General features: G+C 62.0%; 25 protein-coding genes and 1 pseudogene. 14 read left to right on the top strand and 12 right to left on the bottom strand.

What is annotated here, in order from left to right; genetic code table 11:
* Positions 1-57 precede the first annotated feature (57 nt).
* Entirely contained in the window at positions 58-492 is a 435-nt protein-coding gene (locus ACP7EW_RS00225; RefSeq protein WP_426214448.1) for a GNAT family N-acetyltransferase, read from the top strand.
* Here the strand turns inward: ACP7EW_RS00225 and ACP7EW_RS00220 are convergent.
* A complete protein-coding gene (locus ACP7EW_RS00220) occupies positions 489-1,091 on the bottom strand; it encodes a LuxR C-terminal-related transcriptional regulator (protein WP_038851568.1) in 603 nt (200 codons plus the stop codon). The two genes, ACP7EW_RS00225 and ACP7EW_RS00220, sit on opposite strands and share 4 nt — an antisense overlap.
* Before the next feature lie 116 nt (positions 1,092-1,207).
* Between ACP7EW_RS00220 and ACP7EW_RS00215 the strand changes: the two genes are divergently transcribed.
* Positions 1,208-2,821: an ATP-binding response regulator gene (locus ACP7EW_RS00215; protein ID WP_426214446.1), complete on the top strand. Its 1,614-nt coding sequence runs from the start codon at positions 1,208-1,210 to the stop codon at positions 2,819-2,821.
* On the opposite strand, the gene ACP7EW_RS00210 is transcribed toward ACP7EW_RS00215, so the two are convergent.
* Entirely contained in the window at positions 2,811-3,146 is a 336-nt protein-coding gene (locus ACP7EW_RS00210; protein WP_033896666.1) for a hypothetical protein, read from the bottom strand. The two genes, ACP7EW_RS00215 and ACP7EW_RS00210, sit on opposite strands and share 11 nt — an antisense overlap.
* 175 nt (positions 3,147-3,321) lie before the next feature.
* On the opposite strand from ACP7EW_RS00210, the gene ACP7EW_RS00205 reads away from it, so the two are divergent.
* Positions 3,322-3,792, top strand: a complete 471-nt coding sequence (locus ACP7EW_RS00205; protein ID WP_426214444.1) for a GNAT family N-acetyltransferase — start codon at positions 3,322-3,324, stop codon at positions 3,790-3,792.
* 9 nt (positions 3,793-3,801) lie between these two features.
* Here ACP7EW_RS00205 and ACP7EW_RS00200 read toward each other — a convergent pair whose 3' ends face one another.
* Entirely contained in the window at positions 3,802-4,290 is a 489-nt protein-coding gene (locus tag ACP7EW_RS00200; protein WP_426214442.1) for an HIT family protein, read from the bottom strand.
* A 125-nt stretch (positions 4,291-4,415) separates the two neighbouring features.
* Here ACP7EW_RS00200 and ACP7EW_RS00195 point away from each other — a divergent pair, with 125 nt between their 5' ends.
* Entirely contained in the window at positions 4,416-4,745 is a 330-nt protein-coding gene (locus ACP7EW_RS00195) for a DHCW motif cupin fold protein (RefSeq protein WP_426214440.1), read from the top strand.
* Here the strand turns inward: ACP7EW_RS00195 and ACP7EW_RS00190 are convergent.
* Positions 4,732-5,763, bottom strand: a complete 1,032-nt coding sequence (locus tag ACP7EW_RS00190; RefSeq protein WP_426214438.1) for an NADP-dependent oxidoreductase — start codon at positions 5,761-5,763, stop codon at positions 4,732-4,734. The two genes, ACP7EW_RS00195 and ACP7EW_RS00190, sit on opposite strands and share 14 nt — an antisense overlap.
* Positions 5,764-5,850: 87 nt before the next feature.
* On the opposite strand from ACP7EW_RS00190, the gene ACP7EW_RS00185 reads away from it, so the two are divergent.
* Positions 5,851-6,786, top strand: a complete 936-nt coding sequence (locus tag ACP7EW_RS00185; RefSeq protein WP_426214436.1) for a LysR family transcriptional regulator — start codon at positions 5,851-5,853, stop codon at positions 6,784-6,786.
* On the opposite strand, the gene ACP7EW_RS00180 is transcribed toward ACP7EW_RS00185, so the two are convergent.
* A complete protein-coding gene (locus ACP7EW_RS00180; protein WP_177053797.1) occupies positions 6,695-7,654 on the bottom strand; it encodes a LysR substrate-binding domain-containing protein in 960 nt (319 codons plus the stop codon). The two genes, ACP7EW_RS00185 and ACP7EW_RS00180, sit on opposite strands and share 92 nt — an antisense overlap.
* A gap of 118 nt (positions 7,655-7,772) precedes the next feature.
* Between ACP7EW_RS00180 and ACP7EW_RS00175 the strand changes: the two genes are divergently transcribed.
* Positions 7,773-8,981 carry a cation:dicarboxylate symporter family transporter gene (locus ACP7EW_RS00175; protein ID WP_426214434.1) on the top strand — a complete coding sequence of 403 codons (1,209 nt, stop codon included), beginning with the start codon at positions 7,773-7,775 and terminating at the stop codon, positions 8,979-8,981.
* 70 nt (positions 8,982-9,051) lie between these two features.
* Here ACP7EW_RS00175 and ACP7EW_RS00170 read toward each other — a convergent pair whose 3' ends face one another.
* From ACP7EW_RS00170 to ACP7EW_RS00160, 3 genes are all read right to left on the bottom strand, one after another.
* Positions 9,052-10,665 carry an argininosuccinate lyase gene (locus ACP7EW_RS00170; RefSeq protein ID WP_426214432.1) on the bottom strand — a complete coding sequence of 538 codons (1,614 nt, stop codon included), beginning with the start codon at positions 10,663-10,665 and terminating at the stop codon, positions 9,052-9,054.
* Between the two features lie 146 nt (positions 10,666-10,811).
* Positions 10,812-11,279: a copper chaperone PCu(A)C gene (locus ACP7EW_RS00165; protein WP_033896646.1), complete on the bottom strand. Its 468-nt coding sequence runs from the start codon at positions 11,277-11,279 to the stop codon at positions 10,812-10,814.
* A complete protein-coding gene (locus ACP7EW_RS00160; protein WP_016976099.1) occupies positions 11,279-11,887 on the bottom strand; it encodes an SCO family protein in 609 nt (202 codons plus the stop codon). Before ACP7EW_RS00160 ends, ACP7EW_RS00165 begins: the two co-directional genes overlap by 1 nt.
* A gap of 164 nt (positions 11,888-12,051) precedes the next feature.
* On the opposite strand from ACP7EW_RS00160, the gene ACP7EW_RS00155 reads away from it, so the two are divergent.
* Together ACP7EW_RS00155 and ACP7EW_RS00150 are read left to right on the top strand one after the other, a co-directional pair.
* A complete protein-coding gene (locus ACP7EW_RS00155; RefSeq protein ID WP_033901858.1) occupies positions 12,052-12,435 on the top strand; it encodes a DUF2946 domain-containing protein in 384 nt (127 codons plus the stop codon).
* Positions 12,436-12,497: 62 nt separating this feature from the next.
* Entirely contained in the window at positions 12,498-13,043 is a 546-nt protein-coding gene (locus tag ACP7EW_RS00150) for a putative natural product biosynthesis protein (protein WP_426214430.1), read from the top strand.
* Here ACP7EW_RS00150 and ACP7EW_RS00145 read toward each other — a convergent pair.
* Positions 13,018-13,932: an aromatic alcohol reductase gene (locus ACP7EW_RS00145; RefSeq protein ID WP_426214428.1), complete on the bottom strand. Its 915-nt coding sequence runs from the start codon at positions 13,930-13,932 to the stop codon at positions 13,018-13,020. The genes ACP7EW_RS00150 and ACP7EW_RS00145 overlap by 26 nt on opposite strands.
* Positions 13,933-14,023: 91 nt before the next feature.
* Between ACP7EW_RS00145 and ACP7EW_RS00140 the strand changes: the two genes are divergently transcribed.
* Positions 14,024-14,419, top strand: a complete 396-nt coding sequence (locus tag ACP7EW_RS00140; RefSeq protein ID WP_177111421.1) for a winged helix-turn-helix transcriptional regulator — start codon at positions 14,024-14,026, stop codon at positions 14,417-14,419.
* Here ACP7EW_RS00140 and ACP7EW_RS00135 read toward each other — a convergent pair whose 3' ends face one another.
* Positions 14,420-15,301 (bottom strand): LysR family transcriptional regulator, encoded by an 882-nt coding sequence (locus ACP7EW_RS00135; protein WP_426214426.1) that lies wholly within the window; start codon positions 15,299-15,301, stop codon positions 14,420-14,422.
* 154 nt (positions 15,302-15,455) lie between these two features.
* Between ACP7EW_RS00135 and ACP7EW_RS00130 the strand changes: the two genes are divergently transcribed.
* Together ACP7EW_RS00130 and ACP7EW_RS00125 are read left to right on the top strand one after the other, a co-directional pair.
* Positions 15,456-16,478: a zinc-dependent alcohol dehydrogenase family protein gene (locus tag ACP7EW_RS00130; protein WP_426214424.1), complete on the top strand. Its 1,023-nt coding sequence runs from the start codon at positions 15,456-15,458 to the stop codon at positions 16,476-16,478.
* Positions 16,475-17,629, top strand: a complete 1,155-nt coding sequence (locus ACP7EW_RS00125; protein ID WP_426214422.1) for an MFS transporter — start codon at positions 16,475-16,477, stop codon at positions 17,627-17,629. The genes ACP7EW_RS00130 and ACP7EW_RS00125 overlap by 4 nt, the downstream gene beginning before the upstream one ends.
* On the opposite strand, the gene ACP7EW_RS00120 is transcribed toward ACP7EW_RS00125, so the two are convergent.
* Together ACP7EW_RS00120 and ACP7EW_RS00115 are read right to left on the bottom strand one after the other, a co-directional pair.
* The gene (locus tag ACP7EW_RS00120; RefSeq protein WP_033901865.1) at positions 17,630-18,373 is read right to left on the bottom strand and encodes an SDR family NAD(P)-dependent oxidoreductase; all 744 of its coding nucleotides are present in this window, start codon (positions 18,371-18,373) and stop codon (positions 17,630-17,632) included.
* Between the two features lie 145 nt (positions 18,374-18,518).
* On the bottom strand, positions 18,519-19,472 hold the full coding sequence (locus tag ACP7EW_RS00115; protein ID WP_033901866.1) for a LysR family transcriptional regulator: 954 nt from the start codon (positions 19,470-19,472) through the stop codon (positions 18,519-18,521).
* A gap of 184 nt (positions 19,473-19,656) precedes the next feature.
* Between ACP7EW_RS00115 and ACP7EW_RS00110 the strand changes: the two genes are divergently transcribed.
* From ACP7EW_RS00110 to ACP7EW_RS00100, 3 genes and pseudogenes are all read left to right on the top strand, one after another.
* A complete protein-coding gene (locus ACP7EW_RS00110; RefSeq protein ID WP_426214419.1) occupies positions 19,657-21,831 on the top strand; it encodes an FUSC family protein in 2,175 nt (724 codons plus the stop codon).
* Between the two features lie 132 nt (positions 21,832-21,963).
* Positions 21,964-23,270, top strand: a pseudogene (locus ACP7EW_RS00105) (OprD family outer membrane porin).
* Between the two features lie 97 nt (positions 23,271-23,367).
* A complete protein-coding gene (locus ACP7EW_RS00100) occupies positions 23,368-24,390 on the top strand; it encodes a hypothetical protein (protein ID WP_426214417.1) in 1,023 nt (340 codons plus the stop codon).
* Positions 24,391-24,447: the final 57 nt, after the last annotated feature.

Genomic DNA, 24,447 nt, shown 5'->3' with positions numbered 1-24,447 from the left:
GCTCACCCGGTAGTAGAACGTACTATTTGGCAAGCTCACATCCACAAGGTTTACGCCATGCTCAATATCCGCGCAATGACCCCAGCCGACTACGACGCCGTTTTCTCGCTCATGCAAGGCACTCCCGGCATCTCCCTGCGCGACGCCGATTCCCGCTCCGCCACCGAGCGTTACCTGGCCCGCAACCCTGGCTTGAGTTTTGTCGCTGAAGCCGCAGGACGACTGATCGCTTGCGTGATGTGCGGCCATGACGGGCGTCGCGGCTATCTGCAACATGCGTTGGTGCTGCCGGAGTACCGTCGCCAAGGCATCGCACAGGCGCTGACGCAACGCTGCCTCGAAGCCCTGGCGCAACTGGGCATCCACAAATGCCACCTCGATGTGTTCAAGACCAACATCAGCGCTGCTGATTATTGGCAAGGCCAAGGCTGGAAGCTGCGCACCGACATTGACCGCTATTCCTTTACCCGCGCCGGTAATGAGAACGCCTAGAACTCCCCGGAATACTTCACCGCCGCCGCCGCCCGCGAGGGTACATCCAGCGTGCGCAGCAGCGACGACACATGGATGCGCACGGTAAACGGCGAGATATCCAGGGCCTTGGCGATTTCCTTGTTGGTCTTGCCCTGGGCGATCAGGCGCAGCACGTCCTGCTGGCGGGCGGTGAGGGTGTGGGTGTCCAGTGGCAGCAGGCCGGAGGGGGCGAATTTGACCAGTACTTCGCCTTCGCGGATGGCCAGCAGCGCCTGGCCGATCTCGTCGGGGGCGATGTTCTTGCCGATGAAGCCGTCTGCGCCCAGGGCCATTACCTGATCGATCAACGCCGGGTCATCCACCATCGACACCACGATCAACGTGGTGCGTCGCAGTTGCTGGCGCAGGTCGACCAATTGGCTCATGCAGGTCAGGCCAGGGAAGCGCAGGTCGAGGATCAGGGTGTCGACCTCGCCGCCTTCGCGGATCAGCGCGAGTACCCCGTCGAGGTCGCCGGCTTCCTGCACCACGGCGTCCGGCAGCAAGCGCTGCACGGTGCGCAGCATGGCTTCGCGAAACATCGGATGGTCGTCGGCGATGATGATGCGACCGGTCATGTGGGTGCTCCTTCCTGGGGCAAGGCTGTGCGGTTGCATGCTACCTTATCACCGCGTCCGAGGCCTGCCTGTGACGCAAGTTGGATTTGTTGATTGCCGCACAAGGACGTAACCCCATGAGTCTTGAGACCAACTCCGAACTCGACCAGGCCAACCTGCGCATTGTGGTTGCCTCCATCGCTATCGTTTACATCAGCGTGTTGGGCTTTCTGCCCGGACAGTCGGTGGACACTTACCTGCCGGTGATCCTGTATATCTTCCTGTTCCTGCTGGCCTCCATTGTGTTGCGCCAGGTCATCGTGCGCTGGCCTGGGCATTACCCGGCGCGGCGGATCTTCGGGATGCTTCACGACTACACCGGCACCTCGTTTGGCATGGTAGTCGGTGGCGAGGCAGCACTGCCGTTGTATGCGGTGATGGTGTGGGTCAACCTCGGCAATGGCATGCGCTACGGCTCGCGATACCTGGCGATTGCCACGGCGTTGGCGTTGCTGGCGCTGTTGATCGTGTACCGCCTCACGCCGGTGTGGCAGGCGCAACCTTTCATGGTGTTGATGCTGATGATCACCAGCACGGTGATCCCCGTGTACGCGCATATCCTGCTGGAGCGCACGCGCAAGGCGTCCGAGCAAGCCATCGCCGCCAACCTGGAAAAATCCCGTTTCCTCGCCCAGGCCAGCCACGACCTGCGCCAGCCGATCCACTCCATCGGCCTGTTCACCGCGTGCCTGCGCGAAGCGCGCCTGGGTGATGAAGAGCGGCGACTGGTGGACAACATCGACCGGTCGCTGCTGAACGTGTCGCAACTGTTCCGCTCGATTCTCGACCTCTACACCCTCGATAACGGCCGTCTGCTGCCCAAATACCAGGCGGTGCACCTGGGCGACTTCCTTGCCGACCTGGTGCGGCAGAACGTCGAGGCCGCGCGGTGGGCCGGTGTGGAGTTGCGCCTGCGGCCGTGTGCGCATTGGGTGCTGGTGGACCCGGCGCTGCTGGCGACCATGGTGCAGAACGTGCTGTCCAACTGCTTCAAATATGGCGCGCAGCGTCCGGTGCTGATCGGCGTGCGCATCCGCGACGGCGGTTTGGCGGTGGAGATTCATGACCGGGGGCGGGGGATTGCCGAGGAGCATCTGTCAAAGGTCTTCGAGGAGTTTTATCGGGTACGCCACCTGCGTGACAAAGACGTCGAAGGCGTTGGCCTCGGGCTGTCCATCGTCAAGCGTCTGGGGCAGTTGATGGGCGTGCACGTGAGCCTGCGCTCACGGGTGGGCCGTGGCACTTCCGTGAGCCTGTATGGCCTCACTCTGGCCACCGCGCCGCGTGCAACAGCACCGCGCGATGACACGCGCCAGGCCGGGTTGCTCACCGGTTTGAAGGTGTGCCTGGTCGAAGATGACCACAACGTGCTGCTCGCCACCCAGGCGCTGCTGGAGCGCTGGGGGTGCGAGGTGCAGGCGGAGTCTTCGGGGCGTGATCTGGTCAGTGACTGCGACATCATCGTCGCCGACTACGACCTGGGTAACCACGCCACCGGCATCGAATGCATCGACGCCCTGCGCGAACAACGTGGCTGGGCGGTCCCGGCGCTGATCCTCACCGGGCACGATGTGGAGAAAATCCAGGCCGCGTTGCACGACCGTCAGATCGCCATTCTCTCCAAGCCTGTGCGCCCCGCGGAACTGCGCGGTGTTCTGCGGGAACTGAGTCAGGAGGCGGTTACTGGGTAAAGCCCTGAAGTGGGTTGCCGCGTGCACCTTTGGGCTGGCAGTAGGCGGCAGGTTTCATCATGCCGAAGCTGGCCACGGCAAACATGCCGCCGCTGGCACCGCTGGGCACCGAGCAGTTGTACTCCCCGGATGCCGCGCTGGCCACGTAGTAGGTGGTCATCGAGTCGCTGCGCACGTTGGAGATACGCTTGACCGGCTCGCCCAGGTTGGTTTCCGACAGCGTCTTGAGATGGTCTTCAGTAGGCTTGATGTTGCTGCAGCCGGCCACGCCAATGATCAAGGCGCCCAGAAGGGTGAGACGGGTAACGGAGGATTGCAGTTTCATGGTGCTTCTTCCTTGGGGTTGTTATGGTTTTTCCAGCGCACAACGCGCCCACGCGCAAGGGATGCACGGTGCCGGGAGAGCGTTGGAAGTGCCGGGGAATATAGCGCCGCAAGGGAGAAGGGTCGATTAGCACAAGTGTGCTAATGGCACGATGATTTCATGGAGGAGGCGTGAAATGTTGGAGATAAAACGGGCGACGCCAGGGGACGCCCAAGTGGCGTTCGACATCCGCTTGCAGGCCATTCGCAGCCAATGCATCGGCGCTTATACGCGTGAGCAAATGCTGTTGTGGACGCGGGGCAGAGCCGAGGATGGTTACAGCGCGCTGATGGGTAAACCGTTTTACCTGGGCTGGCTGAACGGTGAGGCGGTCGTCACTGGAATGCTTGACCCGGACAACCACGAAGTCGGCGCCCTGTTCGTATTGCCCGAGTGCAGCGGTCGCGGATATGGCAAGGCAATGCTCGACCACCTTGAGACGGTGGCGCGGGAGATGGCGATTGAAACCGTGGTGCTGGATGCGACGCTGAATGCGGCGAGTTTTTATCGGGCGTGTGGGTATGTGGGGGATGAACAGGCGTTTTATCACTCACCGTTGGGGTTGACGTTGGCGTGTATCCCGATGACAAAACAACTGATCCCTTGACACCGCTCGTCATTGACCCGCAAAGGCTACGCGCAACCGCTCAATCACTCGATGCACGGTGTCTCCCTGGATGTGTGGTGGCGTGGGACTTTCGCCAAACTCACGCCATACAAACAACGTCAACTCAGCGCCATCGGTTAATGTTTGCGCCAGTCCCTGTTTGCCAAAACCCTGCAGCAGCCGATAGCGCTCGTCCCGCCAAAACGCTTCCTCCACCCAGTCGTACACCGGGATGAAATGAAAATGCAGCGGGAACCCCGGCATGTGCCCGTAACGGCTGATGTACAGCCATTTCGGTTTCAGCTGCGCTTCCATCACCCGCTGAGTCTTCGCCAGCAACCCACCTAATTCGGCGAGCGCCGCCTCCGGCATGTCGGCCAGGGAGTGGATCGGCGCCTTGGCGCCCAACATCAGGTAGCCGGGCAATGCTGATGTCAGGTGGTGGTTGAGCAGCCAGTGTTCGGTTTCGTGAAGGATGTACGCGGGGTCGATGTGCATAAGCGAATCCAGGGGAGCGTTGCGAGCAGGATACCTGTATCCCAAAAAAGCGTTTGATCTGTGCCTATCGCCCGTTGCTCCAGATGAATAGCCTCAAGCCTCGCTAACCAACCTTCGAGCTCATGATGGAACTCACTGCCGTCCCCTTTGGCACTACCGACTGGTCCACTGTCGAACCCGTGATTCATCCGGGCGTTATCGGCAAGGCGTTATGGCGCACCTGCCACTTCGGCACCACCCGCGTGCGCATGGTCGAATATACCCCCGGCTACCTGGCGGATCACTGGTGCTGGAGAGGGCATATTCTGTTGTGTCTTGAAGGCGAGTTGCACACTGAATTGGAAGACGGCCGTCAGTTCACCCTGACGGCCGGAATGAGTTATCAGGTGGGCAATGACATGGAAGGCCATCGCTCATCGACGAGTATTGGCGCGAGGCTGTTTATTGTGGATTGAGGCGCACGATCAACTTGCCGAAATTGCGCCCTTCCAGCAGCCCGATAAACGCCTCGGGTGCCTGGGCCAGTCCGTCGACAACATCCTCGCGCCATTTGAGTTTGCCTTCAGCGATCCACTGCGCGGCTTCTTTCAAGAATGTGTCCTGTTGCTGATCGACAAATTCGGTCTGGATAAATCCGCGCACGGTCAGGCTCTTGGCGAGGATGTCATGCATTGTTGCGGGCAATCGGTCGATCGTTGCTTCTTGAAGGGCGCCATCGTTGTAATGGGCGATCAGACCGCACACGGGTATCCGTGCAAAATCATTGAGTAGCGGTCGCACGGCGTCCCAGACTGGCCCGGCGACGTTTTCAAAGTACACGTCGATACCCTTGGGGCACGCCTTGGCCAGCTGTTCGGCAAAGTCCGGGGCGCGGTGGTCTATGACTGCATCAAAGCCCAGTTCGTCCTTCACGAATGTGCACTTGTCCACTCCACCGGCAATGCCCACGGCGCGTGCACCGTGCAGGCGAGCGATCTGGCCGACCACTGAGCCGACTGCACCGCTCGCCGCTGCGACGACGACCGTGTCGCCGGGTTTGGGCTTGCCGATATTGAGCAGGCCGGCATAGGCCGTGAACCCCGGCATGCCCAGCACGCCAAGGGCAGTGGTCAGCGGTGCGATGCCTGGGTCCAGTCGGCGCAGGTCTTGCCCCTCAGACAACGCGAAGCGCTGCCAGCCGGCGTAGGCCAAGACGAAATCGCCTTCGTGCCAATCGGCATGACGTGAGTGTTTGATACGCGCCACGGTGCCACCGACCATCACTTCACCGATGCCCACCGGCTCGGCATACGATTTGGCGGCACTCATGCGCCAACGCATGTAGGGGTCGAGAGACAGGTAAAGGTTTTCCAGCAGCACCTGTCCATCGACCGGCTCTGGGATGGGTGCGTATTCGAGGCGGAAATCGCTGGTCTTCGGTCGGCCATCGGGACGAGCGGCCAATACGATGCGTGGGTTCTGGGTGTTATCCATGATGTGTCTACTCACTGATTGAACAGGCTGAGCAGCGTAGTCAGATGGTGGCTATCACGGTAGGCTGATATCAGTTGATTCAGAGTTATGCCAAACATGATATCCGACGCGTTTGAACCCTATTTGCTGCGTACTTTTGTTGCGGTGTGTCATCACGGCAGCCTCAGTGGCGCAGCGCAACAGGCGGGGAGGGCACAATCGGCGCTAAGCGCGCAGATTCGCCGGCTGGAGGAGTTGCTCGGTCAACGTCTGCTGCGTCGCACCGGGCGTGGTGTAGTGCCGACCACTGAGGGCGAATTGTTGCTCAGCTATGCCACACGCATTCTGGCACTCGGCGAAACGGTGGCGACACGCTCGAAGGAACGTACGGTGATGGGCACGGTGCGCGTCGGCCTGTCGGAAGACATCGCCGTCTCAGCGTTGCCGGCTGCCCTGGGCCGTTTACGCCGTGCCAGCCCCCACGTGCACCTGGACATCACCGTGGACCACGGCGATGCCCTCGCTGAACGCTGGCACGATGGTTTGCTCGACGTGGCCGTCGGCGTGAGTTCGGTATTTGCCGCCGACCCCGTGCATACCTGGAACATGCCGCTGTATTGGGTGTGTGGGATCGATGATGAGATCGACCCGGCGTCGGCGTTGGATGTGATCGTGTATGCCGAACCCTGCGCGTGGCGGCGCCTGATGTTCGACGCGTTGTTGGCCGCCGGCCGCGATTTTCGCGTGACCGTCACCAGCCCGAATATCGGCGTGATCATGGCTGCCGTGGAAAGCGGCCTGGGCGTCGCATTACTGCCGGCAGAAAATATTCGCCCGGACACCCTGCGTGTGATCTCGCTGGGCCCCAGCGGTAGTCAGGCCTTGAGCGTCAATTACGGATTGTTCGCGGTACCGCGTCAAACCGACAGTATTCGCGCAACGGTCGACTTGCTCAGCGAGAGTTTTCACCTGATGACGCAGCCAAGGCCAGGTGGCCTGATCCCTTGCGATACACCCCACCCAACTCCCGCGCCAACCCAATGAAGTTCTGCAACGGCGCCGACGGATTGAACGTGCGTCGCACCAGCGTGATCGGCGCCAGCAGCTTGGGCCGTGCGTCTTTGATCCGGCAATACACCACGCTTTCGCGGTGCACATCGCGCATCGACGCCGGGACCACCGAGATGCCTTCGCCAGCGGCTACCAGGCTGACGTTGGTGAGCATGCGTTCCACTTCAAAGGCGATTTTCGGTTCGAAACCGGCGTTCTGGCAGGCCTTGATCAGGTTCGCGTACATCCCCGGTGCGCCAGGGCGACGTACCAGGATGAAGCGTTCATCCTTGAGGGCCGCGAGGGGAATGGCGCTGGCGGGGGTGTTCAGCAGCGGGTGGCCGATGGGCAGGGTCAGCAGCATTTCTTCATTGAGCAGGCGATGGAACGTCAGGCTCTGGTGCGTACTGACCGGCGCGCGCAGGATGCCGATGTCGATGCGTTTCTCGACACTGTCTTCGGTCACTTCGCGGGCGCTGCCTTCGTTGATCGACAACTCCACGCCGGGGTAGCGCTCGCGGTAGGCACGGATGATCCGAGGGATCAGCGGATGGGCGGCGGCGGAGCTGGTAAAACCGATGACCAGCGTGCCTTCGATGCCCTGGGCGGCGCGGGAGGCTTTGAGCGAACCCTGTTCGACACGGGCGAGGATGATCCGCGCTTCATCGAGGAACACCAGACCGCCGGCGGTGAGGTCGACGCCCTTGGGGTGGCGCTTGAACAGGTCGAACCCCAGTTCGGTTTCGAGGGCGCGGATCTGTTGGCTGAGAGGCGGTTGTTGCATGTTCAGGCGCGCGGCGGCACGGGTGAAATGTCGCTCTTCAGCCACCATGATGAAATAGCGTAAATGGCGAAGTTCCATGGTGGTATATCCCGTGACAAGACTTTATTATTTGCGGCCGGCAGCGACCGTGGCGCCCAATATGCCCAAAGCGGCAAGGGGCGACAATAACAATAAATAAAAACAGGCTGGAGTACCGATGCCGACCCGATACGCCAAGAACGGAACCCTGCCTATTCTGATTGCCATCGTACTTGGCATGATGTTGGGCCTGGTTTATCCGAACCTGGCGATTGAGATGAAAGTGCTCAGCGACGCCTTTATCAAGATGGTCGGCTGGTTGATGCCCTTCCTGTTGTTTGTGCTGGTGTCCACCGGGGTCGCGGGTATCAAGCGCGAGCCTCATCACCGCCATGTCGTGCGGCGGATCATTGTGTATTTCCAATTGATGTCTTGTGCTGCGCTGATGCTCGGCATGGCCACCGGCTGGGTGTTCAACCTGGAACACAGCGAGTCGCCGACGCCACCTGTACTGCCGGAAAACTTCCTGCATGAGCTGTCGCTGCTGTCGGCTTCCTCGACGTTGTACCGCGTGTTTACCCAAAGCCTGGTCTTGCAAGTGATGTTTGCTGCGATGGTCTGCGGGTTGCTGCTGGGGCGGGGCAGTGCGCTCGGCAATCGCTGCCTGGGCTGGCTGGAAACGGCGGTGCAAGGGCTGTTCTACGTGCTGCGGATTATTCTCACGTTTGCCCCGTTGGCAGCGTTTGGGGCGATGGCCTTCGTGGTGGGTAAATACGGTGTGAGTTCAGTATTGCCCCTGCTGAAGTTTGTCGTGGTTATTTATCTGGTCAGTGCACTGTTTGTAGTTTTAGTGTTCGCCACTATTACGCGCCTGGTCGGGGTGAAGTTATCCCGATTGATTGTGTATTTAAAAGAAGAGTTATTGCTGGTGACATTTACCGGCTCTTCTGTCGCCGCACTTCCAGGCTGCGTGAATAAACTTGAAGCGCTGGGCTGCGACCGACAATTAGTGCGCCTGGTATTGACCACCGGCTACACCTTCAACCTGGCCGGCACCAACCTGTACCTCACCACCGCGATCATGTTCCTGGCCCATATGGCCGGGGTCGAGATCGCCTTGCCGGAGTTGCTCGCGGTGCTGGTGATCTGCCTGGTGACGTCGCTGGGCTCTACCAGCGTGGCGGGTTCGGCGTTGTTCACCCTTATCGCCACCTTGAACATCCTGCAACTGGTGCCGCTGGAAGGGGTGGGGCTGCTGCTGGGGGTGGAACGCTTGATGAAGTGCCGCTCGTTGACCAATGTGCTGGGCAACTGCGTGGCGTGCCTGGCGATTTGTGGGTGGCAGCGATCGATTGATCGTGGGGTGTTGCAACGGGAGCTGTCATGAACTGGCTTTATGTAATGAGCGGGCAAGCCCGCTCACCACAGTAGGAAACCGCAACATTGTGGACTGGGTGTTAGCCCTTAAGCTTATCGAAGGCCCTATCGAGATTTTCTTCAGCGCCCTTGAGCTTCTCACGCCGCTCTTTCAACCACTGCTGATCGCCTTCCAGCGTCTTGCGCGCCTCCACCAGCATGCGCTTGACCTCCTGCGGCTGCGGCCCGCCCGTGCCTTTGCGGGTCTGCACCATGGTGGTTGGCGACAGCGCCGCACGGAAGCCGGCCTCGTCCAGCGGCAAGGTATTGGGCGTCCACTTGTACTTGTCTGCCGCCTGGCGATACAGCTTCTGCGCGTCGGCGTAGGGGAAGGTTTTCGGCGTGGTGCCGTTGCTGCGCGCTTCGGTGACGATCAATGAGGCAAAGCTGTGGCCAATCCGGAACGGCACCTTGAACTGGCGCTCCAGGGTGTCGGCCAGCTCCATTGAGGTGGTCCATTCCGATTCCAGTTCTTCCAATGCGCGCTGCGGGTTGATCTGCAGCGCGTCGAGCACGGCATCCATGCTTTCGAACATTTCCTGGGTGGAACGGAACACGCCCAGGGAATCGAACGCGAATTTATAGTCGGTCATGCCGGTGGTGACGTTGTGCGCACGCAAGGTCACCGCCTGGGCCAGGCCGACCACATCCGAGGCGGTCTCGCGGGCACGCATCAGCAGGCCTGGGTTGCGTTTTTGCGGCATGGCGCTGCTGGTGTAAGTGGCTTCTTCATCCAGCAACAACCATGGGCGGATCTGGTGATACTGGGTGTGGATGTCGCCAATCATGGCGCCCACGCGAATCGCCGATGACGACGCCAGGTTGGCCGCCTCGATTGGGATGTCATAGGTGGACACCTGGCTGGAATCCAACGAATTCTCACGCACCCCATCAAAGCCCAGCAGCTCGGCCAAGCGCTCGCGGTTCAGCGGGTAGGCCGAATTGGCCAGCACGGCGGTGCCCATCGGGCTTTTGTTCAGGCGTGTGTACAGCTCGCGGATGCGCTGGCCGTCACGGTCGAACGCGGCCTCAAAGGCCAGCAGGTAATGCGCATAGCTGATCGGCATCGCCTGCACGCCGTTGGTATAGGCCGGCACCAGGGTGTCGACGTTCTTGTCGGCAATGTTCAACAGGCGCAGACGCGTGGTGTTGAGGGCTTCGCTGTAGGCCAGCACCTGGCTGCGCAGGGCTGCCAGGCGGTAAGTGGCGAGCATGTCCTGGCGACTGCGGCCGGAATGAATCAGCGAGGCCTCGGGACCGATCTTGTCGGTCATGATTTTTTCCAGTTGCAGCACATCGCTCGGGCGCGTGCCGCCGGGCTGGTCGGCCTGGGCAATCGCATAACGCACGCCGCCAGCGATCTTCTGGCCCATCTCGGGTTTCACAATGCCTTCTTCGGTGAGCATCACGATCGAGGCTTTGTTGATGCGGTTGAGCCAGGCGAATTGAGTCTGGGTGGGATCGTCTTTGGCTTTGCGCTCAGCTTGCGCACTGTCCGGCGTGGCGCCGACTTTTGCCGCCTGGGCGGCGCATTGTTCGGTGGTGGTGCAGGGCAGCTCGCCGGTGTTGGCCGCGTAGGCGCCAACACTGTTGAACAGGGCGAAAGCCACCGCCAGGTGCAGCAGGCTTTTTAGGGCGCGGGGGGATGAGTTCACAGGAATACCCGATTTATTGTTGGAATTGTGAGCCGTCAGGCTATCGAGTCTGTTTTCAGATTGAAAATATATAGTAAGTGTCGATGGCAGAGCTTTTAGGTATGGAGTGATTTTGCTTTGTTGTGGTGAGCGGGCTCCGCCATGCCTCAATGCATCTTGCTGTGGTCCATCCCATCTACGCCACGGGCCGGGGCCTTCACTTCAATTGCCTGCTTTTCGCCCTTGGCATTTTGTACGGTGAGGGTCAGCGGTACTTGGTCGCCTTCCTTGATCTGGCCGGTCAGGCCCATCAGCATTACGTGGTAGCCATTTGGGTCGAGGGTCACGGCCTTGCCGGCAGGCAGGGCTACCGAGTCCACCGGGCCCATGCGCATGACGTCGTCCTTCATGCTCATTTCATGGATCTGCACGTCCTTGGCCACCGGCGAGGCCACGCTCAGCAGTTTGCTGTCAGTGTCGGCGGTGACGGTCATGAACGCGCCGCTGGACGGCTGGCCCGGCACGGTGGCGCGTACCCAGGCGTCGGTGACTTGCACCTGGGCGCTGGCGTGGGCGGCGAGGCCCAGCAGGGTCATGCCGATGAGGGTGCGTTTGAGGTGTTGAACGGCTGTCATTAGCAGACCTCCATGACGGTGAGCAGGTCTTCTGCGCACTCTTTAGCGGTAAGGGATGCCTGCAGGCCCAGGCGCAGGTTGCCACGGGTGTCGAACACGAAACTGGTGGCGGTGTGGGACAGGGTGTAGGTGTCGCCGGCGGGGATCTTTTCATAAAAGATCCCGAACTCCTTGGCGGCCACGGCGATTTCTTCCGGGGTGCCGTACAGCGCTTCGAAGCTCGGATCGAAAGCCTTGACGTACTTGTCGAGAATCTCGGGGGTGTCGCGTTCCGGGTCCAGGGTGATGAACACCACTTGCATGATTTCGCCGTCGCGGCCCATCAGCTTCTTGGCCTGCGCAGCGCGCGCCAGGGTGGTCGGGCACACGGCCGGGCATTGGGTGAAACCGAAGAACACCACCGGCATCAGGCCACGGAACGAGCTCAAGGTGACGGTTTCGCCGTCGGTGTTCTTGAGCTTGAAGGTACGGCCCATGATTTTGTCGCTCAGGTCCTTGCCGTACTTGAAGTTCAGCTTGGGGCTGTAGTCACAGCCGCCCAGCAGGCTGCCCAGGCCCAGCAGGCCCATTCCGGTCAGCACTTTGCGGCGGGTGAATAAGGTACTCATCAACTGTGCATCCTGTGAAACGCCTGCATTGCTCTGGATCAATACGTCAGGCTTTGAGGGCGCCCAGTCTACCAACCCTGGGAAGTGCACGTAATCTGCGACGTTCTGCCACAGGGGCCTGCGACACTTCATCCTTGGGCGGCTCTGGTGGTAGAGTCGCCGCCATGAAATTGAGCCACCCCGACCGTTCCCTGATTGCCTGGGCCCTGTACTTCTGCGTGCTGATGAACCTGTTCGTCTGCGGTTTGGGGCATGGGCAGATGATGGGCCAGGAGCTGAATGGCATCGGCGGGGCGTTCTGTTCGGTGGACGGCAAGCCAGCGCCACTTTCCGACAAAGGGTTGGGCAGCCCGTCTTCCAGCAACATCTCGAACTACTTTGCCTGCCCGGTCTGCAACGCCTTGACGGTCGCCCTGGTGTTTCTGGTCGGCCTGGCCTGGTTGCTCGGCCTGGGACAAACCCCGCGACCGGCTCATGAGCGGCGCAACAAGGCGCCGCCGCGTTATTCCTGGCCGTCGGCCAACCCCCGCGCTTCCCCCGCATTCTGACGTATGCCTTGGGCCTCCCGTGATCGGGAGGCATTCCCTCGTCATGACTGTGAGTGCGTTTCATGAACCACCTGTTGCCCGCAGGCGCCAGCCGCCTGGTCAGCAAGGCGTCCCGCCGCCTGCACGCGGAACCGGCGCCGCCTGAATACCCGAGTAATTCCCGCAACTTCGTGCACCTGGATGCGCGGTTGTTGCCGTATTGGCACACCCTGTTCGATATCTGCCCGGCGCTGCTCAAGCTGGATCCGCCTGAAGGATTGAACCTGTTCCGCAGCTTCATGACCTGGGCTTATCGCCACCGGCCGCCGCTGGATTGGACCTATCACCTGAATGTCTGCCGTTGGCTGCTGGGTTCGCCGTACCGGGCGCAGATCGATGACGAACCGATCGAGGCGTTCATGGCGGCGGCTGCCGCGCGCTGGGTCAATACGGACGCAAGCCAGGCCCAGGGAGTGGCCCTGGCCTGGCAGGCGTCACGGGTTGTCGATTGGAAAGACCCCCGCTTTTTCGGCGTCGAACCGCAAGCGTTACCGCCGTCTCCCTGGGATTTCGCCTGGTGCCCGTTAAAGGCGTCGGGTGGTTTCAGTGGGTGGTCGTCGGTGCCTTGAGGTGCTGTCGGATCCATTGTTCGACGTCTGTCACCGCAATGCGCTGCCCGGCATTGAAAGTCACGGCGGGGTCCCAGGCCACGCCGTTACCCTGGGCGAATACCGCGCGGTACTTCTTCAGGTTGTCGTCGGGGTCCTGGGCCAACTCGGCCAGCAGCGTCGGCACCGACCAGGCTTCGCGCTGGAGTTGCAGGCCGAGGGTGGCGTCCACGGTGTCCGCCAATTGCCTATAAGTCAGGGTGTCGCCGGCGGTGAACACCACCTGATTGCTCAGCGCCGGTTCGGCCAGCACGATGCGTGCGGTCAACCGGCCGATATCCTCCGGTGTGGTGACCGTGACGGCGGTGTCCCAGTCGCCCAGGGCATGCACGCGGTTTTGCGCCAGGTCGACTACGCCAAATGACGGCTCGAACAGAAAACTGGTGAACATGCCGGTGGAGATGATCAGCCATTGAGTGGCCTGTTGCCCGCGCAGCAGGTCGCGCACATCCAGTTGTTCGTCGAACGTGTCTTGCGGGCTGCCGCGACCGATCACGTCGTAATCCACGCCGAATTGCCACGGCACATAGCGCTGCACGCCGCCTTCAATGGCCGCGCGTGCCAGCTTGCGTTGGGTGCCGGGGCCGGCGGCGAAACCGGTGCAGCAGATCACGGTGTGGAAAGGCGCAAACCGTTCGGCGAGCGCACGTTGGCTATCGTTCTGTAGATCACCGACGACCAGCTCTACACCGCGCTCACGCAGGGTGTTGGCGGCCGCCGAGTGCAGGCTGGCGGGGCGCAGCAGTACAGCGATGCGTGTGGTGCGGGGTTCGGCCAGCTCGGCCAGTGCGTGCAACACGGCCATGCCCAGTTCGCCGGCACCGAGTACCAGGAGGGAAGAGGGGGTCATAGGAGGCTCCGTCTGTGTGGAAAGTCGTGGCATGCTTGCAGAATTAATCGCTGCGCATAAGAAGGCACACCCGTGATACCGAGGCTCTTCCATGGATAACGACGAGATCATCCGCCGGTCGCAAGCCGCCTGCGACGCCCTCAGCGCCGACGACGATGGCCTCAAGCGCGAGGTGCTGACCCACGCGGGAAACCGCTGGTCCTTGGGCATCGTGCATGTGTTGGGGGTGAGCGGGCGCCTGCGTCACGCCGAGATCGGCCGGCGCATGCAGGGCGTGACCCAACGCATGCTGACCCGCACCTTGCGCCAGCTGGAACGTGACGGTTTAGTGCTGCGCCATGACTTTCGCGAAGTACCGCCCAGGGTTGAATACGAGCTGTCAAGCCTGGGTACGGAACTGCTGGTGCATATGATCCCGTTGTGGACCTGGGTGGTGGAGAAGGGCGATGAATTCCGCCGTGCGCGTGAGCGGTTTGACCACGCCTGATCAGGCAAACAGCCGCGCCTTGAGAAAGTCGATAAACACGCGCAGCTTGGGCGACGGGTGCCGGCTCGACGGCCACATCATGCGAAAGCTGCCGCGTTCGGTGCAGTCGTGCAGCACCTGCACCAATTCGCCGCTTTCGAGCCATTCACGTATGGCAAAGTCAGGCAAGTAAGCGAGGCCAATGCCCTGGCGCGCAAAGCACACCCTGGCTTCAAGGTTGTTGCAGATCATCGCGGCGGGCAACTGTATGTCCAGCTCGACGCCGTCCTGGCGCAGCGGCCAGCGCTGCAACTTGCCGGTATTGGGGAAGCGGAACAGGATGCAGCTGTGCGCGGCCAGGTCACTCGGTTGCCCAGGCGTGCCTCGGCTGGCGAGGTAGGCAGGGGCTGCCACGACGATCATCCGGTAGTCCCCGACCAGCCGTGAGCTCAAGCGCGAGTCCGGCGCTTCGCCGCTGCGCAGCACCGCGTCGTAGCCTTCTTCCACCACGTCCACGCGGCGGTCGGTGAAGCTCAGGTCCAACTCGACGTCGGGATAGTCCTTCTTGAAGTCGGCCAGTACCGGCAGAAACGGATGACCCACCAGCGGCAGGCTGACCTTGAGACGGCCACGGGGCGCCTGGCTGACCTGGGACAACTCCGCCTCGGCTTCCTCGATCTCCAGCAGGATGCGCCGGCTGCGCTCCAGAAACAGTTCGCCCTCGGCGGTCAGGGTCACGCTGCGCGTACTGCGGTGGAACAGCCGGACGCCCAGGCGCTCCTCCAGCCGCGCCACGCTTTTGCCGACCGCCGATGCAGTGATGCCCAGCACACGGCCGGCGCCGACAAAACTGTGGGTGTGGGCGACCTGCACAAAGGCATTCAGGGTGGTGAGGCTGTCCATCGATGCACCGATTGGCGACGGGAAGTGCCGCTACCCTAGCGCAATTGCCGGCATTGCGGAATGAAAGCTCCGTAGACACAGGAACTGCCCCCTACTTAATCCCGTGAAGCGCGGTTCTTATCCTTGCGCCAAATCCTTCACGAGAGACTTGAACATGACCGACATGATGCAGCGCTGGGAAATCCCGAGCTTTGGTCTTCACACCTTGCACCTGGCCCGCGTGCCGCGACCGGTCGCCAAGGCCGGGGAAGTGCTGGTGCGCGTTGCGGCGGTATCGCTCAATTACCGTGATGCCGAAGTGGCGGAAAACGGCATGGGCGCCAGCCTGCAATTTCCCTTCACCCCGGCCTCGGACATGACGGGCACGGTGGTGGCGGTGGGCGAGGGCGTGCAACGCTTCAAAGTGGGCGACCAGGTGCTGTCGAGCTTCTTTGCCGGCTGGGTCGATGGCCAGCCATTGTCCTGGGCCGAGGCACCGCCACAAGGCGGTCCGATCCCCGGCATGCTCGCCGAATACGTGGCCACACCCGCCGAGTGGTGCGTACTGGCGCCACGCTCGCTGAGCGCTGCTCAAGCCAGCACCTTGCCCGTGGCGGGGTTGACCGCCTGGATGGCCCTGGTTGAACTCGGCCACCTGCACGCTGGCCAGACTGTCGTGGTGCAAGGCACCGGCGGCGTGTCGCTGTTTGCCGTGCAACTGGCGGCGGCCCACGGCGCCCGCGTGATCATCACCAGCAGCAGCGATGAAAAAATTGCGCGTGCCGTTGAGTTGGGCGCGACCCATGGCATCCACCGTGGGCGCGTGCCGGACTGGCACACCGCGGTGCTGGAACTCACCGGCGGACGCGGCGCCGAGCATGTGCTGGAAATGGCCGGCGGCGACAACCTGGCGCGCTCACTGCAAGCGGTGGCCAACGGCGGGCGTATCTCGGTGATCGGCTTGCTGGAGAGTGACCAGTTGAGCGCGCCGCTGATGAGCCTGCTGGCCAAGCGCGCATCCATTGTCGGCGCGGCCGTGGGCCCGCGCCGCGCCTTTGAAGACCTGATCCGCATGGTGGATCGACACACCCTTGCCCCGGTGATCGACCACACCTACCGGTTTACCGAGGTGCCTCAAGCCTTCGCTCATTTGCAGCGTGGCGCTTTCGGCAAAGTGGTGATCGAGGTCAGCCCGTGATCTACCTCATTCTTGGGTTGTTCGGCCTGTACACGTTGGAATTTGGCGTGGTGGGCATTTTGCCGATGATCGTCGAGCGTTTCGGTATCAGCGTGTCCCAGGCGGGGTGGTTGATGGGCTTGTTTGCGTTGATCGTCGCGGTGCTGGGGCCGTTCCTGGTGTTGCTGGCCTCGCGGCTGGCGCGCAAGAAGATCCTGGTGGGGGCATTGCTGGGGTTCTCGGTGTGCAGTGTGTTGTCGGCGTACGCGCCGAACTTCGAAACGCTGATGGCGCTGCGCGTGATCCCGGCCATGCTGCACCCGGTGTTTTTTGCTGCGGCATTTTCCACGGCGGTCTCGCTGTACCCCAAGGAGCGCGCGGCCCATGCCACGGCCCTGGCGGTAGTGGGTACCACCCTCGGGCTGGTGCTGGGCGTGCCGTTGACTACCTGGGTGGGCGCGCGTATTTCCTATGAAGCCTCGTTCTATTTTTGTGCACTGGCGACGGCAGTGGCGGCGTTGGGTGTGTGGATCAAACTGCCCGATCATGCGCGCGCGACGCCGTTGAGTTTCGGCAAGCAACTGGCCGTGCTGCGCAGCCTCTCGGTGTGGCTGGCGATCATTGCCACCGTGCTGGTCTTTAGCACGATGTTTTCGGTGTACAGCTACGCCGCCGAATATCTCAAGACCCAGGTCGGCATGGACGGCCAGACCATCAGCCTGATGCTGGTGATCTTTGGCATCGGCGGCGTGGTCGGTAATCTGCTGGTGGGGCGTGTGCTCAGTCGACACCTGGTGGTGACCGCCGTGGGGTATCCGGTGGTGTTGGCGGCGGCATACCTGGTGTTGTATGGGTTTGGCAGCCTGTCGTGGGGGTCGATGAGTGTGATCGTGTTGCTCTGGGGTGCGGCCCACACCTGCGGCCTGGTCGTCACGCAAGTCTGGCTCACGTCTTCGGCACCCCAGGCGCATGAGTTCGCGACCAGCCTTTACGTGTCGTCGGCAAATGCCGGCGTGGTGATCGGCGCGTCCATGGGCGGTCTGTTCATCAATGCTTTCGGCACCACCGGGGTGATTGGCTGCGGGTTGGTCTTTGCCGTGTTGTCGCTGCTGGTGATCGCCTGGAAGGCCCTGGCATTCGGTGGTGCCAAGGGCCTGCCTGCACGGGCGTGATCAGCGCAAGGTATACCCGCCGTCCACCACCCAGTCCTGGCCGAATACGCTGCGTGCGCCTTGGCTCAGCTGGAACAGGATCACATCGGCCACCGCGCCGGGCTCCAGGAACTGCCCGTCGAGCAGCCGTGCGTTGACGGTCTTCGCCACGGAACCGAGTGACTCGTCATTGAGCCCCAGCGTGCTCCAGATCGGGGTGGCGGTCGGGCCGGGCGAGACCATGTTCAGCCGAATGCCGTGGGGCGCCAGCTCCACCGCAAGGGTGCGAACCTGGGCCCGCAACGCGGCTTTTGAGGCAATGTAGGCGGCCAATCCGGGAAAGGTCACTTGCTCCAGGAACGTCCCGATGAACACGACCGACGCCTGCGCTGCCAACTGCCCGCGCAGGCTGCCCAGGGTGTTCAGCGCGCCGGCCCCGTTGACCGCCCATTGTCGGTCAAACGCCGCCAGGTCGAGCCCGTCGGCCAGCTGTGCAATCCCCGCGTTTGGCACCAGGCAATCCACGGGGCCGATCGATGCTGCCAATTGCGCCAGTCGTGCCAGGTCGGCAGCCTTGGTCACATCCCCGCTGAGCCACGACAACTGCTCGCCAAACGTCTCGGCCAGCTCGCCGAGCCCACCCCATTGACGCGACATCGCTACCACCTTCGCACCGCGTTCGAGCAGGCGCTGGGTCACGGCCAGGCCGATACCGGAACTGGCGCCGGTGACGACGGCAAGGCGTTGGTTGAATTCATTGCTCATGGTGATCTCTCTGTGAGTGTCGAAGATTCACTTCACACCCATCAGGAACCATGCCAGCTAATAACTTTATATAAATCAATCAGATAGTATGAATAAGGTCATTTTGACTGCAGAGTTTTGTAGTCGCAATGACGAGCTGTAGTCGTTATGACTCGACAACGCTGAGAGGCACGCGGGTTTTCAGCACGGCCTTATGGTCGGCGAGCACTTCCGGCAGAGAGCTGCGCAGGTATTCCACCCAGGTCTTGATCTTGGCATCCAGGTAATGCCGGGAAGGGTAAATGGCGTACAGGCTGAGTTCTTCCAGGCGGTAGTCGGGCAGTACGCGGACCAGGCTGCCGCTGCGCAAGCCCTTGATCGCGGCGTGCACCGGCAGAATGCCGATACCCATGTCATTGCTGATCGCGGTCTTCATCGCGTCGACCGAGTCCACCAGGAACGGCGAGTGGGTGATGATGACGTTTTCCTTGCCGTTGGGACCGTCGAACGTCCAGTCCTCCAGGGGGATCACGGGGCTGACCAGACGCAGGCAGGCGTGGTCGAGCAGGTCCTTGGGAACTTGCGCGATGCCATGATTCTTCACGTAGGAGGGCGATGCGCAGACGATGCTGTAGGTCGTCCCGAGTTTTTGCGAAACATGGCTGGAGTCCGGCAGGTCAATGGCCAGCACGATGGACACGTCGAAACCTTCGTGCACCAGGTCGGGCATACGGTTGCTCATGCTCAGGTTGAAGGTCACGTCCGGATAGTGTTGGCGGTAACGGGCGATGGCGTCCACGACGTAATGCTGGCCGATGCCCGTCATCGAATGCACCTTGAGCTGGCCGATAGGACGGGTGTGGGCATCGCCGGCTTCCACTTCGGCTTCTTCGATCGAATGCAGGATCTGCTCGCACCGCAGCAGGTAGCGTTGCCCGGATTCGGTGAGGGCAATGCGGCGCGTGGTGCGATTGAACAGGCGCGTGCGCAGGTGGGCCTCCAGGTTGGAGATCGAGCGCGAAACGTGGGTGGTGTTGGTCTTCAGGCGCAAGGCCGCGCTGGTGAAACTGCCGGCTTCGGCGACGCAACGGAAGATGCGCATGTTCTGCAGAATGTCCATCGGGGCTTACCAGGGATGACGAGTTTTTCCAGTGTGACATGAAGACGCTGGGCGCTGTAAACGCTATTTATTGTGGAGTTTTGCGTAACAGTCATTCACGTTCTGGATGACTTACCGACCCTGGCACAACTGCCTAAAGTCGCCGGCCTTGTGTGCCAGCCAGCTTGTCGGGAGTCGTCTTTTCGTGCCATCACTCACTGATTTTTCGCGCTGGCTGACAGCGCTGCCCTGGCGTCGGGGTTTCCTGGAATGGGCGCGCACCGATGGGGTGATGTGGGTCTACCTGTTCAAGGTGCTGATCGCGTCGTACCTCGCGCTGTGGCTGGCGATGCGCCTGGAATTGCCGCAGCCCAGCACCGCGATTACCACGGTGTTTATCGTGATGCAGCCGTTCAGCGGGCATGTCCTGGCCAAGAGCGTTTATCGCGTAATCGGCACCCTGGTGGGGTCGGCGTTCATGGTGCTGTTGATGGCCCTGTTTGCCCAAAGCACCGAGCTGTTCCTGAGTGGCCTGGCGTTGTGGGTGGGCGTGTGTTCGTGTGGTGCGGCGCGCAATCGTCACTTTCGTGCCTATGGGTTTGTGTTGGCGGGGTACACGGCGGTCATGGTCGGCTTGCCGGTGGTGGGGCACCCGGAGCAGGTGTTCATGGCGGCGGTCTGGCGCGTGCTGGAAATTACCCTCGGCGTGCTGTGCGCCACCTTGGTCAGCGCAACGCTGTTGCCCAATACGGCAGGCGCCGCCCTGCGCAATACCCTCTATCAGCGCTTCGGCCGCTTCGCCGCATTTGTGCTGAGTGGGCTGCGCGGCAGCCACGATCAGGCGGCATTCGAGGCCACCAACCTGCGCTTCATTGCCGAAGCGGTGGGCCTGGAAGGGTTGCGCAGCGTCAGCGTGTTCGAAGACCCTGCACTGCGCCGACGCAAGGGCCGGCTTGATCGCCTCAATGTCGAGTTCATGTCCATCACCACACGCTTCAATGCCCTGCATCAGTTGCTGGACCGCTTGCAGGTGCGCGGTGCCACGGCAGTGCTGAACGCCGTCGACCCAGGCCTGGTTGCGTTGGTCAAGGTGCTGGAACCGTTCGCCGGCCAGGTACTGACGGACCTGGATGCGGCGCACCTGTCGGCACGGCTGCAACGCTACACGCAGGGGTTGCCGATGCAGATCCGTCACCTGCGCGCCGAGCTGTTGCGCGCCCATCCCCACGCCGACGATTGGCTGGACTTTCACACAGCGTGCGAGCTGCTCTATCGCTTCGCCGACGAGTTGCACCGCTACGCCAAGACCCATGCATCCCTGGCCGACCATCACCCCGTGCGTGAGCGCTGGGCCGAGCCTTTCCAACCCCAGACCAATTGGCTGGCGGCGGTGGCGGCAGGCCTGCGTGCAGGGCTGGTATTGCTGGTGTTGTGCGCCCTGTGGATCGCCACCGCCTGGCCCAGCGGCGCGGCAATGACCCTGGTGTCTGCGCTGACGGTGGGGCTGTCGGCATTCTCCACCAACCCCCGGCGGATGTCGTTCCAGATTGCCTGCGGGACGCTGGCAGCGGCGGTGATCGGCATTTTCGAAGTGTTCTTCGTCTACCCGCAGATCGATGGGTTCCCCTTGCTGTGCCTGGTGATTGCGCCGGTGATCATGCTCGGTTCGTTTCTGCTGGCCAAGCCGCAATGGGCGGGCTACGGCCTGGGCATGCTGGTGTTTTTCGGCACCAGTTCGATACCCGGCAACCCCACGCTCTACAACCCTTATGGCCTGATCAACGACTACCTCGCCATGGTGTTTGGCATGCTGGTGTGCGCGGCAGCCGGGGCGATCATCCTGCCGCCCAACAGTCCGTGGTTGTGGCGTCGGCTGGAACAGGACCTGCGCCGCCGCGTCGTGTTCGCCATCAACGCGCCTTTGCCGGCGCTGGGCTCAGGCTTCGAAAGCGGCACGCGTGATCTCTTGAACCAGGCCCATGGCTTGTCGGCCGGCCAGCCCCAGGTGCAACACCGCCTGCTGCGCTGGACCTTTGTGGTGCTGGACGTGGGCCACGCGATTATCGAACTGCGCCGCGAGCAGGCGCAGCTGCCGACGCTGGCCTGCTACGCCGAGTCCACCGCTTGGCGCCAAGCGGTACGTGCCATGGGGCGGGCGTTGGTTCGCCTGTTCCTGAAGCCGGAGCATAAGCCATGGCGGCGAGCATTGGCCGCCGTGGAACAGGCGATCGAGTGTGTGCAGCACAGCGTAGAACCCTTCGAGGCACACTTCGAAACCTCGGCGTTGCGCCGGGTGGAAAGTTATCTGCACTTCATCCGCACCTCGCTGCTGGATACGCGCTCACCGTTTGCCGGATTGTTACCCAAACTGAAAAAGTGATTGGCAGTTTTGCCGGCTTTTTCCCTGTGCCCCAACCCTATACCGTGCGCGCTCCCGCTGAATGCCGCAGCACCTGGCCGACAAAAAAACAGGGCGCCGGCGGGATCGCCTCAATCACTTCTCGGAGCCTTCATGAACCACAAGACTTGCCTGGCGCTCGCCGTCTCCCTCGGCGCCGCGCAGCAGGCGGCTGCGTCGGGTTTTATCGACGACAGCAAAGCCAGCCTCGACCTGCGCAATTTCTATTACAACCAGGACACCCGCAACGCCAAGGCCGCCTCGGACAAGGAGTGGGGCCAGGCCTTCATGTTCAATTACCAGTCGGGTTTCACCGAGGGCACGGTCGGCCTGGGCGTGGATCTGCAAGAATGGTACGGCTTGCGCCTGGACGCTTCGGGCCGGGCGGGCAAGGCCGGCGCAGACAACACCCCCGGCAGCGTCTTCCCGCTGGACGATGGCAAGGCTGCCCATGACTTCAGCAAGACCGGCGTCACCGGCAAGATGCGGATCGCCCAGACCCAACTCAAGGCCGGCAGCCTGATGCCCAAGCTGCCCATCCTGACCACCGAAGACGGTCGCCTGTTGCCCCAGACCTTCCGGGGGTATCAAGTGGAGTCCAGGGACTTCAAGGACGTCAACCTGATTGCCGGCAAGATCGAGCAGGTGATGGACCGTAACTCCAGCAATGGCCAAGGCCTGTCGATTGCCGGTGCCAACGACCCCATCAAAGGCAAGGCGAGCAACCAGTTCTATTACGGCGGCGTGGACTACGCCGTCAGCAAGCAGTTGCAGGTGCAGTACTACTACGCGAGCCTCGAGAACTTTTACCAGCAGCATTTCCTCGGTTTGGTGCACAACTGGCAACTGCCGGTGGGCCAACTCAAGAGCGACCTGCGGTATTTCTACAGCACCGCCGACGGCAAGAATGGCAGCGCTGCCGGGCGCGGCGAAGGTTACGTCAGCTCGGGTTACTACGGTCCGGGCGTCAATGCGGGCAAGGTCGACAACCGCCTGTGGAGCGCGATGTTCACCTATGCCTTGAGTGGGCACTCGCTGAGCCTCGGCTACCAGAAAACCAGCGGGCAAAGTGACTTCCCGCACATCAACCAGGGCCAGGGCCGCTCCCTGTACCTGATCACCAATTCCCAGTCGCTGAAGTTCGTGAATGCCGGTGAACAGGCCACCGTTGGCAGCTACGCCTATGACTTTGCCAGCCTTGGCGTGCCGGGGCTGCGCTCCAGCGTGACCTACCTGCACGGCAGCCATATCCGCACCGCGAGCCGCGACAATAGTGAATGGGAGCGCGACTTGCGCCTGGATTACGTGATCCCCACCGGCACCTTGAAAGGTCTGGGATTTACCTGGCGCAGCGCGGTAACGACACGGCCGACAAGGACGAGACACGGTTGATCGTCAGCTACAGCATCCCGTTGCTCTAGCGCAGTGGAGTAGGCAAAAAGCGTGGGATTGGACCTGGGTTTCCCGCGGGCCAGCCCGTAGGGTCGCGAGGGAAAATCCATGAGTAAGGACGTTGTCATGTCACGCGTACAAAAGCTCACCCACACCCGGCTCGAATGGCTCTGGCTGCTGCCATTCGCTGCCGCGCTCTATTACCCCTGGGCGCTGCAATGGAGCAACCAGGCCCATGTCGCCGAGGCTGGCGCGCCGGTGACGCTGGCGTTGATGTTGAGTGCCTATGCGGTGCCGGTGCTGGCGTTCTACTGCGTTTTCGTCACAGGCATACAGCCGGTGATGACGGCACGGGTGGTACTTGCACGGCGCCTGGCCTGCCTGGCGGTGGCCGCGCCGCCGGCCTACACGTTGATGGGCGTGTTGTTGTACTTGATGAAGATCAATGGCCATGACCTCTGGGTGTGGAGCGGCCTGTGGCTGGCGTTGATCGCCTACTTCTCGATGGTGTCGAGCACATTGCCGAGCATTGATTTCAGTCGGCACGCGCGTACCTACGTCAAGCTGCGGGTTGCCCATGGCATTGCGTCGGTGGCGATCCTGCTGGTGTTCCTGGCGCCGCATCTGTTCAACCATCTGTTCGGCGTGCTGGGCAGCGATGCGCATCGGGCGGTGATGGAGGTGTTGCGCGGGGTCTACCGCAATGGCTGGCTGGAACCGATCATCATTGTCACGTTCTTCTTCCAGATACTCAGCGGCCTGGTGCTGATCCGCCCCAGGACCCAGCAGCGCGCCGACCTGCTGGATGCCTTGCAGACGGCCTCCGGCGCTTACCTGGCGCTGTTTATCGCCTCTCATATCAACTCAGTGTTCACCCTGGCACGCTACTTCGGCACCGACACCGATTACGCCTGGGCCGTGGCCGAACCGGTGGGCTTGCTGGCCGATGCCTGGAGCATCCGCCTGGTGCCGCATTACTCCCTGGCGGTGTTCCTGCTGATCGCGCACCTGGCCTGCGGTTTGCGCGGGGTACTGCGCAACCATGGGGTGAGCGAAACACGTTGCGCGACCTTGACCTGGACGGTGATCGGGATCGGTGCGCTGGCGACACTGGTCATTACCGCCGGCATGCTCGGCGTGCGCGTTTAGCTTGATCGGCATCAAGGTTTGGCAGCGTCAGGCCGACCACACTGGAGCCTCGACGCG

It is taken from the genome of Pseudomonas sp. DWRC2-2 (assembly GCF_049897885.1).
Lineage (GTDB): Bacteria > Pseudomonadota > Gammaproteobacteria > Pseudomonadales > Pseudomonadaceae > Aquipseudomonas > Aquipseudomonas azotoformans_A.
This window is presented reverse-complemented; position numbering and strand designations above follow the sequence as displayed.